This window comes from Streptomyces sp. NPDC040622 (assembly GCF_055593965.1).
This window is the reverse complement of the sequence record NZ_JBVIXD010000003.1, coordinates 420666-432636: the sequence shown is the minus strand read 5'-3', so window position 1 is coordinate 432636 and position 11971 is coordinate 420666. Positions and strand designations below refer to the sequence as shown.

8 protein-coding genes are annotated in these 11971 nt (G+C 72.3%); 2 read left to right on the top strand and 6 right to left on the bottom strand.

Annotated elements, in window-relative coordinates; translation table 11 throughout:
• Positions 1-111: 111 nt before the first annotated feature.
• Positions 112-1875: an aspartate--tRNA ligase gene (gene aspS, locus ACZ592_RS10345; RefSeq protein ID WP_471581094.1), complete on the top strand. Its 1764-nt coding sequence runs from the start codon at positions 112-114 to the stop codon at positions 1873-1875.
• A gap of 160 nt (positions 1876-2035) precedes the next feature.
• On the opposite strand, the gene ACZ592_RS10340 is transcribed toward aspS, so the two are convergent.
• Positions 2036-2215: a hypothetical protein gene (locus ACZ592_RS10340; RefSeq protein ID WP_471581093.1), complete on the bottom strand. Its 180-nt coding sequence runs from the start codon at positions 2213-2215 to the stop codon at positions 2036-2038.
• 185 nt (positions 2216-2400) lie between these two features.
• Positions 2401-3306, bottom strand: a complete 906-nt coding sequence (locus ACZ592_RS10335) for an NAD(P)-dependent oxidoreductase (protein WP_471581092.1) — start codon at positions 3304-3306, stop codon at positions 2401-2403.
• A gap of 129 nt (positions 3307-3435) precedes the next feature.
• On the opposite strand from ACZ592_RS10335, the gene ACZ592_RS10330 reads away from it, so the two are divergent.
• Positions 3436-4071, top strand: coding sequence for a TetR/AcrR family transcriptional regulator (locus ACZ592_RS10330; RefSeq protein WP_471581091.1), 636 nt, complete (start codon positions 3436-3438; stop codon positions 4069-4071).
• Between the two features lie 51 nt (positions 4072-4122).
• Here ACZ592_RS10330 and ACZ592_RS10325 read toward each other — a convergent pair whose 3' ends face one another.
• The 4 genes from ACZ592_RS10325 to ACZ592_RS10310 all read right to left on the bottom strand — a co-directional run bounded on the left by ACZ592_RS10325 (position 4123) and on the right by ACZ592_RS10310 (position 11958).
• Entirely contained in the window at positions 4123-7917 is a 3795-nt protein-coding gene (locus tag ACZ592_RS10325; protein ID WP_471581090.1) for a hypothetical protein, read from the bottom strand.
• Between the two features lie 138 nt (positions 7918-8055).
• Positions 8056-8646 carry a MarR family winged helix-turn-helix transcriptional regulator gene (locus ACZ592_RS10320; RefSeq protein WP_471581089.1) on the bottom strand — a complete coding sequence of 197 codons (591 nt, stop codon included), beginning with the start codon at positions 8644-8646 and terminating at the stop codon, positions 8056-8058.
• Positions 8647-8819: 173 nt separating this feature from the next.
• Positions 8820-10448 (bottom strand): methionine--tRNA ligase, encoded by a 1629-nt coding sequence (gene metG, locus ACZ592_RS10315; protein WP_471581088.1) that lies wholly within the window; start codon positions 10446-10448, stop codon positions 8820-8822.
• Positions 10449-10545: 97 nt separating this feature from the next.
• Positions 10546-11958 (bottom strand): VWA domain-containing protein, encoded by a 1413-nt coding sequence (locus ACZ592_RS10310; protein WP_471581087.1) that lies wholly within the window; start codon positions 11956-11958, stop codon positions 10546-10548.
• Positions 11959-11971 lie beyond the last annotated feature (13 nt).

The following is an 11971-nucleotide window of genomic DNA, read 5'->3' as shown; positions in this document are numbered from 1 at the left end:
CGGGCCCCGGGAGGGTGGCGCCCGCGGATATCCGGAAACCGATCTTCGGCCGGACGGTAGCCTTGGGGTGGTCTGCTCTCTCCCCTATTCGCGAAGACTGGATGAACGACGATGCATCGGTACAGGTCCCACACCTGCGGCGAGCTCCGCGCCTCTGACGTCGGCACCGACGTCCGGCTGAGCGGCTGGCTGCACAATCGCCGAGACCTGGGCGGCATTCTCTTCATCGATCTCCGCGATCACTACGGGATCACGCAGCTGGTGGCCCGCCCCGGCACCAAGGCCGCCGAGGTCCTGGACAAGCTGTCCAAGGAGACCGTCGTCCGCGTCGACGGCAAGGTCGTCTCGCGTGGCACGGACAACGTGAACCCCGAGCTGCCCACCGGCGAGGTCGAGATCGAGGCCGCCGAGGTCGAGGTGCTCGGCGCCGCCGCCCCGCTGCCCTTCACGATCAACGCCGAGGACGGCGTGAACGAGGAGCGGCGCCTGGAGTACCGCTTCCTGGACCTGCGCCGCGAGCGCATGCACCGCAACATCATGCTGCGGTCGGCCGTGATCGCCGCCATCCGCTCCAAGATGGTGGCCCTCGGCTTCAACGAGATGGCGACGCCGATCCTCACCGCGACCTCCCCCGAGGGCGCGCGCGACTTCGTCGTGCCCTCCCGCCTGAACCCCGGCAAGTTCTACGCGCTGCCGCAGGCCCCCCAGCAGTTCAAGCAGCTGCTGATGATCTCGGGCTTCGACCGCTACTTCCAGATCGCACCCTGCTTCCGCGACGAGGATGCGCGCGCGGACCGCTCGCCGGGCGAGTTCTACCAGCTCGACGTCGAGATGAGCTTCGTGGAGCAGGAAGACGTCTTCCGCCCCATCGAGAAGCTGATGACGGAGCTCTTCACGGAGTTCGGCGGCGGCCGCGAGGTCACCTCGCCGTTCCCGCGCATCCCGTTCCGCGAGTCGATGCTGAAGTACGGCAACGACAAGCCCGACCTGCGCGCCAAGCTCGAACTGGTCGACATCACCGACATCTTCGAGGCCTCGGAGTTCAAGGCCTTCGCCGGCAAGCACGTGCGTGCCCTTCCGGTGCCGGACACCGCATCGCAGTCCCGCAAGTTCTTCGACGGTCTCGGTGACTACGCGGTCGAGCAGGGCGCCAAGGGCCTGGCCTGGGTGCGCGTCGCCGAGGACGGTTCGCTGACCGGCCCGATCGCGAAGTTCCTCACCGAGGAGAACGTCGCCGAGCTGACCAAGCGCCTCGGCCTGGAGGCCGGGCACGCCGTCTTCTTCGGCGCGGGCGAGTTCGACGAGGTCTCGAAGATCATGAGCGCGGTGCGCGTCGAGGCGGCCAAGCGCGCGGGCCACTTCGAAGAGGGCGTCTTCCGCTTCTGCTGGATCGTCGACTTCCCGATGTACGAGAAGGACGAGGACACCGGGAAGATCGACTTCTCCCACAACCCCTTCTCGATGCCGCAGGGCGGCATGAAGGACCTGACGGAGAAGGACCCGCTCGACATCCTGGCCTGGCAGTACGACATCGTCTGCAACGGCATCGAGCTCTCCTCCGGCGCCATCAGGAACCACGAGCCCGACGTCATGATCAAGGCCTTCGAGATCGCGGGCTACGACGCGGAGACCGTCGAGCACGAGTTCGCGGGCATGCTGCGCGCGTTCCGCCTCGGCGCCCCGCCGCACGGCGGCATCGCCCCGGGCGTCGACCGCATCGTGATGCTCCTCGCCGACGAGCCGAACATCCGCGAGACGATCTCCTTCCCGCTCAACGGCAACGCGCAGGACCTGATGATGGGCGCGCCCACCGAGCTGGACGAGAGCCGTCTGCGCGAGCTGAACATCTCGCTGCGGAAGCCCGCGGCGCAGTAGCGGTGCGAGAAGGGCCCCGGAACCAGACTGGTTCCGGGGCCCTTTTGGCGTTCTCGGTGCTCTTGGCGTTCCGGTGTTCGTTCTGTGTCACCGCGGGTGTGTTGCGGGGGCGTGTTGTGGCTGGTCGCGCGGTTTCTCGTGCCCTTGGAGGGTGCGCTGCTCAAGCGGCGTGGGTCGGCGAGGCGTTGGCTTCCGCCTCGGCCCACTCGGTGACGAGCTGCTCGTACCGGACGCGTTCGTCGGGACGGAGGCGTCCGCCCGCGCGCAGCCACAGCGCACGGATGTCCTCATTGACCTCGTCGGCGGTGCGCCGCCGGTCGGGGGAGGGAGTCGTGGCCATGTCGTGAAGCTTACGTAGGCAGGTGTGAAGGCGGCGTCAATTTAAGCCTCCTCTCCGCATGACTTAGCTCACCGTGAGACATACCCCTCGTTCCGGTGGGCAGTCGCCCCGAGCCGCGATTGCGGCGTGCGGGGCGCGGTTGGCTCTGTGCCGTGGGGTGGCCGCTCTGTGCCGCGAGGTGGCCGTCAGGCGCCCTTCCTCATCAACTCCACCGCCCAGGAGAAGCTGTCCGCCCCGTGGCCGGCCGCCACCACGCGGCGGAAGACGTCGTGCACCGCCTTCGGGAACGCCGTGTCCACGCCCGCGTCGGCGGCGGTGTGCACGACGTGTTCCATGCTGGCCAGGCCCATCGCGGTGCGGTCGACGTCGCCCGCGTGGTTCCCCGCGTCGATGCGGGGCGCGTAGAAGTCGATGAAGTGGCCCATGCCCGCGAAGTTCTCCGCGGCGTGCGGCGCGATGTCCTCGGCGGTGAGGCCGTGGGCGCCGGCCATGGCGACGGCCTGCCAGTAGGCGATCATCGACGGCCAGAAGATCGCCATGTTCAGCTGGTACATGAGGGCGGCGAGCCCCTGGTCCTCTCCCCGGTGGTCGGTCTTGCCGGTGATGACTTCGAGGGCGTCGCGGTGCCGGTCGTACGCCTCGCGCGGCCCGCTGTAGAAGGTCGACGCGTCGGCGGTGCCGATCAGGGGCGGCGGCACGAGGACCCCGCCGGTGAGATGGGTGCCGCCGAGGCCGGTCACCCAACGGGCCCCCGCCCGCGCCTTCTCCGGGGTGTCCGAGCTGAGGTTCACGAGGGTGCGGCCCGCGACGGCGGCCTCGGCGGTCCCGAGGACCGCGTACATCGCGTCGAAGTCGGTGAGGCTGAGGATCGCCAACTCGTTGGCGCGCAGCGCCTCTTCGACGCTCCCGGCGAGTATCGCGCCGCGCTCGACCAGGGAGTCGGCGCGGGACGGGGTGCGGTTCCAGAGGGTGACGCGGTAGCCGCGGTCGAGATAGGCGGCGGCCATGGCCCGGCCCATCGGGCCGAGACCGATGACGGTGACGGCGGGGGCCGGGGCCGGGGTGGTGGCGGAGGGTGCGGTGGCAGGCATGCGTGACTCCAGAAAGGTGCGGAACGTCAACGAACAGCGACTAGAACGATCGCTCTATCCAGCGCTCGGGGAGAACGTAGCACGGCTCTAGAACGAACGCTCTACTTAATGGCTGGGTAGGGTGGAGCCATGGCCCAGAACAGCGCAGCGCCCCGCTCGACGCCCGGACCCGCGTCCGGCACGGCGCCCGGCGCAGCCCTCAGCACCCGCGACCGGATCGTCGTCGTCGCCGCCCGCCTCATCCAGCGCCAGGGTTACGTCGGCACCGGCATCAAGCAGATCGCCCAGGAGGCGGAGGCCACGCTCGGCTCCGTCTACCACTTCTTCCCCGGCGGGAAGGAGGCCGTCGCGGTCGCGGCGATCACGTACAGCGACGAGGAGTTCGCGACGCTGCTGCGGGCCGCGCTGGCGCGGGAGAGGGATCCGGCGGCGGCGGTCGAGTCCTGCGCCGCCGAACTCGCCGTCGCCCTGCGGGAGTCGGGCTGGACCGACGGCTGCCCCGTCACGGCCGCCGCCCTGGAGACGCTCGGCACGGACTCGGAGATCCAGCGGGTGTGCGCGAAGGCGCTGCGCGGCTGGGAACGGGTCGTCGAGGAGAAGCTGCTGGCAGCGGGGTTCGGCGCGGACGACGCGCGGGAGGTGGCGACGACGGTGATCAGCGCGCTGGAGGGCGCCGAGGTGACGGCCCAGGTGTCCCGCAGCGAGGAGCCCTTGCGGGCGGCGGGGCGGCAGTTGGCGCGGTTGGTGGGGTCTTACGGGGTGTGAGCGGGGCCCGGCACTCGTTCGGGGTCCGGCGCTCGGTTCGGGGCCCGGCGCTCAGTACGCGATCAGTCGCGGCCAGATGTCCGGGCCCGTGAGGACGCCGAGGGTGTCGGGGTCGGCGTGGAGGAGGGCGGGGAGCGCCGTGATCCAGTCGCCGTGGTGGACCGCCAGCGCGGCGGACGGGGTGGCGCGGTCGGGCGGCAGCGCGAGGGCGAGGGCCCCGCAGACGGCCGCGGTGGTCCGGGACGACGGGGCGAGGGACCGGGCAAGGGCCTCGGCGCGGGCGTGGTCGCCGGACGCGGCGAGGGCTTCGACGAGGCCGACCAGGATGCTGCCCCTGTCCAGGCCGTCCTGGCTCCCGCGGACGAAGGCCTCGGCGCGGTCGTCCCGGCCGGTGTGCACCAGCGCCCGGGCGACCCGGGCGAACTCCCCCTCGTAGCGCTCGTACGGGAAGCTGTCGTCGGCCCGGTCGAACAGGGCCGTCGTCGTCGCGTGGTCGTCGAGGGCGTACGCGGCACGGGCGAGCGCGGCGAACGTGCCGCGGTGCTTCGTCGGCGTCCGGTCCGCCGCCGCCATGAGGTCGGTGAAGAGGCCCTCGGCCCGGGCCCGTTGGCCGTCTCCGGCGAGACGCTCGACGATCACCGCCAGGGTCTCCAGGCGGTGTTCGGTGTCGGGCGAGGTGGAGCCTACGAGGGAGAGCGCCAGGTCGAACTGTCCCTGACCGGCGTGGTGCGCCGCCAGCTCGCACGCCGTGCCCTCGCGGTTCCACGCATGGGCGAGACCGGGGAGCAGGGCCTGGGCGAGGCGGGGCTCTCCCGATGCGGTCAACTGCCGGATGACGGCCAGCAGCCAGACGTCCGCGTCCACGTCCGCCTCCGCCTCTGCCTTTACGTCCGCCTCCGCGCCCACGTCTGCCGCCGCCTCCGCCTCTGCGTCGGTGTCCGCATCCGTGTCCGCGTGGTCGTGGTGCGGCCTGGCGGCGGGGATGTTTCCCAAGGCGCGCTCGAACTGTCGGGTGGCCGCCAGCGCCCGGGCCACGGCCTCCTTTTCGAGGGAGGCGTAGGGAGACGCGGAGGCGGACTCCTCCTCGGTCAGCCGCTCCTCGATGCCTTCGAGGAGAGCGAGGGCCTGCCGGTGGTGGCCGGCCTCGGCCAGGGCCGTCGCCACCAGGGCCCGTTCGCGCACGTCGTCGAGGAGGGGAGCGGCGTCGCGGTAGCCGGACTCGGCCTGGGCGAGGACGGCTTCCGCCTCCTCGGTACGCCCCTCGGCCGCGAGGCTTCGGGTGACCGCCGCGAGACCCGCGGTCTGCCAGCCCCGCACCGGGATGGTGGCGGCCAGGCTCCGCGCGGCACCGGGCTGCCCGACGGCGAGCAGGACCCTGGACTTCCAGTACAGCTCCGCCGGTCGCGGGGCCGCCTCGTCCAGGGGCTCGGCCAGCTCCAGCGCGCGGCGGTGTTGGCCCGCTGCGGCCATGGCCAGGGCGACCGGGCCGCACACGATCGAGCCCCGCACCCCATGCTCCCCGGCGAGCCGCCGGGCCGTGCGTGAAGCGTCCTCGTACCGTCCCCCGTCTATCAGGGCCTTGCAGAAGGCCCTGGTCAGAGCGCCGCCGTCGGTGTGCACCGGCTTGACGCCCGCCATCAGCCGCAGCGCCCGGTCGGCTTGCCCTGCTCGAGCCATGGACAGGGCGATCGAGCAGCGGTTGTGGCTCGACGGGAGGGAGAGGGCGAGTTCCTCCGCCTCGGCGTGGCGGCCGACGGCGATCAACACCCGGCAGTTCTCCCCCCGCGTCAGGTGGTCCAGACCGGTCGTGGCGGCGGGGGTGGGACCGGCGTCCACCTCAGGTGTCGGCAGGGCCAGCGACTGGGCGCCCGCGAAGTCGCCGCGTCTGGCGAGGACCAGGGCGATCTCCACACGGGCGGCATGCGCGATGGTCTCGCTGTACGCGCGCTCGTTCTTCAGCCCTTCGGCGAACGCGAGCGCGCGCTCGACCTCGTCCAGTTGCGCGTACGTCCTGGCGATGGCCAGCACCGAGTTGCCGGAGTAGAACCTTCCACCGAGGCTGAGGGGCTTCTCCGCCAGGCGGGCGAACTCGGCGGCCTGGCGGGCCGCACCCGCTCGCGCCATGCCGAGGGCCACCGTGAGGAGTTCCAGCGCCCGCTCGTAGTTCTGCTCGTCGCCCTCGGCGAGTGTGCCGGCCCGCTCGTCCCACGCGCGTTTCGCCAGCTCACCGCCGTGCTCCAGCTCACCCCAGGCGAGCCACGTCTCGACCACCTCCGCCAGGAGCCGCGGGTCGCCGGCGTGTCGGCCCGGCCGGTGGGCGGTGGCCTCCGCCTTCCGCAGTGCTCCGGCCGCCCGCTCACCTTCTCCCCGTCGGCGCAGCGCCTCGGCGACGCCGATGAGGGCGGTGCCCTGTTCCCTCAGGTGGGGCTGGCTGAGCGCGAGGGCCACCGCACGGTCGGCGTGGCCCAACGCGGCCATGGCCTGTGACAGTTCGACCGGAACGGCGATATTGCGCTCCGACAGGATGTGCCGCTGCACCGCGAGCCGCAGCAGGTCGGACAGCGGCTGCCCACCGGCCTCGACGCCCGCCCGGAGGCCCCCCTCGACGACCGCCTCGACCACCGCCTCCTCGCCCGCGCGGATCTCCGCGAGCGTGGCCACGTCGCCGCCCGTGTCGCCGTACAGCCGTTCGTGCCGGGCCGGATCCGCGGCGAGCGCGACGAGACGGGGGACGTCCGCGTGCTCGCGCAGCATCGCGAAGTAGCCGCGCAGCAGGTACGACGGGGTCTTCGGGGGCCATCCGCGCTCCTGGTGCCCGGCGGCCCACGTGTGCAGCCGCTCCCGGTACGCGCCGAGCCCCGTATCACCGATCAACCGCCGTGCCTGGAGGTGCAGTTCCTGGTGGGCGAGGAGGTAGGCGCCCTCGCGGACCTCGAAGGTGCGGCCCGACGCGGTGCGCAGGACGTCCTGGAGTTCGTAGGGCGCGGAGCGGGTCAGGTGGGCGAGGTCGTCGAGGCTCAGGCCGCCGCCCGCCGCGGTGAGCAGCCCGAGCGTGTCGAGGTGGCGGCCGCCCGCGTGGAAGAGCCGCTTCAGCTCCTGCTCGGCGGAGCTGCGCACCGCACCGGCCCACGCGGACGGCTCCAACTCCCGTACCGTGCACGCCTGGTGCAGTGCGTGGGTGCCCGGTACGTCCGCCGGGAGCGGCGGATGCGGCCGGCCCGCGACGACGACCCGCAGCGCCTCGTGAGGGATCCGGGCCACGAGCCCCGCGACACTGTGGGAGTCGGGCCCGTCCGTGCTCCCGCGGTCCTCGTCGAGGCCGTCCACGAGCAGGACGAGCCTCTCGCCCCGCCCCCGGCACTCCGTGGCCGCCCGCCCGCAGAGCCGCAGCAGATGCGCCTCCCGCGTGGCCTCCGTCAGCTGCGGCGGCACGGGTTCGCCGACGAGCTCGGCCAGTTGCTCCAGGACCACGTCCACGAAGCCGCTCCGGTCGTTCTGCGCGGCGAGGCGGGCGGTGATGAAGAAGGGGACGACGCGGACGCCCTCGGGCGGGTGCAGCGCGAACCATGCGAGCAGCGCGCTCTTGCCGGCCCAGGGGCCGGCCCGCCACCACGCGAAGGAACGCTCCCCCGCACCCCGGCAGAAGGCGGCGAGCTCGGCCAACTCCGTCTCGCGGTCGATGAGTTCGGCGGGCGCGATGTTCCGTACGTGCTCCCAGTACGCGGAGCGCGCGGGCCGCGGCCGTCCGGCGGAGCCGCCGTGGACGGTGACCGGCCCGTTGAAGTCCCGCCCCTGCACGACGATGTCCTGCCGCCCGCCGGAGACGGAGTTCTCCACGCCACCCAAGCCCGCACCGGAGCCGCCCACAAGCCCTCCCACCCCGACAGGACGTTTCTGCGACCAGGGTAGAGGGCGGCGTACGTCGGGGCGGGGGTGGACAGCTCCTTCGCCGCGGGCGGCGGCCCCGAGAAGAAGGGGGGTGGGCTACGAGGCCGCCTCCGCGTTGGCCGTCATCTTGCGCAGCACCTTCAGCGCTGCCACGTACTCCTCGTCCGTGACGCCCTCGTGGACCACCGCGCGCAGTTCCGTCGCCAGTTCGCGCAGGCGCAGGCGGGCGGCCTCGCCCTCGGCGGTGAGGCGCAGGGTCGGGTGGTGGCCCGTCTCGTCCGGGGTGGCCCGGAGCCAACTCCGGTACAGGAGCTGGTCGATGACCCGGCCGATGTCGTGCGGGCCGTCCGCCAGCGGTGTCAGCAGGTCGATCACGTCGTCGCGGCTCGGCGCCGTCGGGCCCGCGCTCACGCGGTTCAGCACCCAGTACTGCGGCTGTGTCACGTCGATCCTGGCCATGGCGTCCCGCAGTGGACGGGTGACGGCGGCGTGGGCACGTCCTGTCCAGTAGCCGATCGGCTGGTTCGCCAGCGTCTCGTCGGCGGCGGTGGGGTCGGCCGGGGCCTGGTCGGGCAGGGGTGCGTTGTCGGGCAGGGGCGCCTGGCCGGTCAGGCGGGCGCGGCCGGTGGCGCCGGGTCCGCCGCCGTCGTGTTCGGGGGTGTGGTCGCTTCCTCCGGGCGGGTTCATGACGGCGACGCTATCCCAACGCCCCGGCTGGGGACGGCGGGTGGTCGGCGCGGTGGGTGGTGGGCGCGGTGGATGGGGGGGGGGGGGGGGGTGCGGAAGGTCCCGGTGCCCGCCCCGGGTTTCGGGAGGGCACCGGGACCTTACGGGGCCTTGCCGTGCGGCGTCCGGCGCCGTTACGCGGCCGGCTTCTCCTCCAGGCGCGGGAACAGCACCGCGCCCTTCGTGACCGTCGCGCCCGCGGGGAGCCTGCCCCACGTGCCGGCGGCCTGGACGTCCTGCTCGGCGAGCGCGCCCAGGAGGGGCTCCGCGCCGAGGGAGTCCCAGAGCTTCTGCGAGGTCTCCGGCATGACCGGGTTCAGCAGGACCGCGACCGCGCGGAGCGACTCCGCCGCCGTGTAGAGGATCGTCGCCAGGCGGGCCTTGCCCTCGGGCGAGTCGTCCTTGGCGACCTTCCACGGCTCCTGCTCCGTGATGTAGCCGTTGACCTGCTTCACGAACTCGAAGATCGCCAGGATGCCGCCCTGGAAGTCCAGCTCCTCGCCGATCTTCCGGTCGGCCTCGGCGACGGCCTTGGCCAGGCCGTCCTTGACCGCCTGCTCCGCGTCGCCGTCGGCCGTGGCACCGGGCAGCGCGCCGCCGAAGTACTTGCCGACCATGGCGGCGACGCGCGAGGCGAGGTTGCCGTAGTCGTTGGCGAGCTCGGAGGTGTAGCGGGCGGAGAAGTCCTCCCAGGAGAACGAGCCGTCGCTGCCGAACGCGATCGCGCGCAGGAAGTACCAGCGGTACGCGTCCACGCCGAAGTGCGAGGTCAGGTCCTGCGGCTTGATGCCCGTCAGGTTCGACTTCGACATCTTCTCGCCGCCGACCATCAGCCAGCCGTTCGCGGCGATCCTGCCGGGCACCGGGAGGCCCTGCGCGAGCAGCATCGCGGGCCAGATCACCGCGTGGAAGCGGAGGATGTCCTTGCCGACCAGGTGGACGTCGGCGGGGAAGGTCCCGTCGAACTTCTCCTGGTTGGCGCCGTAGCCGACGGCCGTCGCGTAGTTGAGCAGCGCGTCGACCCACACGTAGATGACGTGCTTGTCGTCCCACGGGACCGGGACGCCCCAGTCGAAGGTCGAGCGCGAGATCGACAGGTCCTGCAGCCCCTGCCGGACGAAGTTCACGACCTCGTTGCGCGCGGACTCGGGCTGGATGAAGCCCGGGTTCGCCTCGTAGAGGGCGAGGAGCTTGTCGCCGTACTCGCTGAGCTTGAAGAAGTAGTTCTCCTCCTTGAGGAGCTCCACCGGCTTCTTGTGGATGGGGCAGAGCTTCTGCCCCTCGAACGCGCCCTCGCCGTCGATGAGGTCGCCGGGGAGCTTGTACTCCTCGCAGCCCACGCAGTACGGGCCCTCGTAGCCGCCCTTGTAGATCTCGCCCTTGTCGTAGAGATCCTGGACGAACTCCTGGACGCGGTCGGTGTGACGCTTCTCCGTCGTACGGATGAAGTCGTCGTTCGCGATGTTCAGGTGCTCCCAGAGGGGCTTCCAGGCCTCGGTGACGAGCTTGTCGCACCACTCCTGGGGGGTGACGTCGTTCGCCTCGGCCGTGCGCATGATCTTCTGACCGTGCTCGTCCGTGCCGGTGAGGTACCACACCTTCTCGCCGCGCTGACGGTGCCAGCGCGTGAGCACGTCCCCTGCAACGGTCGTGTAGGCGTGGCCCAGGTGAGGAGCGTCGTTTACGTAGTAGATGGGGGTCGAGACGTAGAACGCCTTCGCGTTCTCGCCCGCTCCCTGCTTCTCGGATCCAATGGCCGCCATGGTCGAAATCCTAACGGCCGGATCAAGATCGACTCACATCGATATCAGGGGGCGGACCCGGGGCTTCCGGGCTCCCGGGTCCGCCCGCCCTCCCGGGCTACGGGCGCCAGTCCGCCAGCAGACCCTCGTACAGCTCCTTGTCCGTGAGCTCGCGGGGCGTGGGGCCCGCGTGGAAGAAGGCCGCGTTCTCCGCCTTGAGCCTGCGGAGGTAGTCAAAGCCCTTCGCGTCGTGCTCGCCGAACGCGACGAACCGGAAGAAGAGGGGGTGCGCGGCGGCGTCCTTCAGCGCCTGCGTCGCCACGCCCTTCGCGTCGGGGGCGCCGTCCGTCTGGAAGATCACCAGGGCGGGTTCGCCGGCGCGCTCCGACTTCTCGTGGTGCGCCACGACCTCCTCGATCGCGCGGTGGTAGCTGGTGCGGCCCATGCGGCCCGCCGCGGCGTGCAGCTCGTCGATGCGGTTCTCGTGCTCGGAGAGCGTGAGAGTGCCGGTGCCGTCGATCTCCGTGGAGAAGAAGACGACGTGCACGGAGGGGCCCGTCGGGCTCGCGGCGTCCGGGTCGATGTGGGCGGCCAGGGCGAGGACCTGCTCGCCGAGGCTCTGGGCGGAGCCGTCCTTGTAGTACGGGCGCATGGAGCCGGAGCGGTCGAGGACCAGGTAGACCTGGGCGCGGGTTCCCGTCAGGTCGTACTTCTTGAGGGCTGCGGCGGCGGCCTTGTAGGCGGTGGCCAGCCCCGGGGCTCTGGACCGCACCTTCGCCGCGGGCAGCGCCGGCTTGCCGACGCCCCCCTCCGGCTGGGGTTCCCCCTCCGGGGCGGGCTCGGCCTTCGGCTCGGGGGTGGCCTCAGGGGTGGCCTCGACCCTCGGCTCGGGGGTGGCCTCCGCGGTGGCCTCGGCCTCCGGCCGGAGGGTGGCTTCGGGAACGCCGACTTCATCGCTGCCCGGCACCGTGGGCACAGCGGCAGCGCCTCCGTCTGCGGCCTCGGCCTCGGCGAGGGAGGTGCCGGCAGCGGCTGCCTCGGTCTCCGCGGCCGGAGCCTCCGCCCCGGCAAGGGCCGCCTTCGGCTCGGAGACGGTGGCCGGATCGGGCTCCGCCTCAGCCCCGGGGCTCGTCGCGGGCACCGGCGCGGTGACCGGCGCGGCCTCCGCGTCGGTGGTCGCCGTGGCCACAGGCTCCGGGTCCGCGTCGGCCGCGGGCTCGGCGGACGCCGGGGGCGCATCATCCGCACGCTCCGGTGCCGCTTCAGCCGCAGGCTCGGTCGTCGCCTCGGGGGCGGTCTTGTCTGCCGCGTCGGCGTCCGCCTTGGCCGTGTCCGCCTCGGTCGCGCCCGCCGGTGCCGCTTCAGCCGCAGGCCTGGTCGTCGTCTCGGGGGCGGTCTTGTCTGCCGCGTCGGTGTCCGCCTTGGCCGTGTCCGCCTCGGTCGCGTCCGCGTGTGCCGCTTCAGCCGCAGGCTCGGTCGTCGCCTCGGTCGGGCCCTCCAGGTCCGCGTCGGCCGCAGGCTCGGGGTCCACCTCTGCCGCGGGG

What these genes read in the sequence shown, in the direction of transcription:
- metG (WP_471581088.1), bottom strand. Translation starts at nt 10,448, where the DNA reads ATGGCGGCCATTGGATCCGAGAAGCAGGGAGCGGGCGAGAACGCGAAG.
- ACZ592_RS10320 (WP_471581089.1), bottom strand. Translation starts at nt 8,646, where the DNA reads ATGAACCCGCCCGGAGGAAGCGACCACACCCCCGAACACGACGGCGGC.
- aspS (WP_471581094.1), top strand. Translation starts at nt 112, where the DNA reads ATGCATCGGTACAGGTCCCACACCTGCGGCGAGCTCCGCGCCTCTGAC.
- ACZ592_RS10340 (WP_471581093.1), bottom strand. Translation starts at nt 2,215, where the DNA reads ATGGCCACGACTCCCTCCCCCGACCGGCGGCGCACCGCCGACGAGGTC.
- ACZ592_RS10335 (WP_471581092.1), bottom strand. Translation starts at nt 3,306, where the DNA reads ATGCCTGCCACCGCACCCTCCGCCACCACCCCGGCCCCGGCCCCCGCC.
- ACZ592_RS10330 (WP_471581091.1), top strand. Translation starts at nt 3,436, where the DNA reads ATGGCCCAGAACAGCGCAGCGCCCCGCTCGACGCCCGGACCCGCGTCC.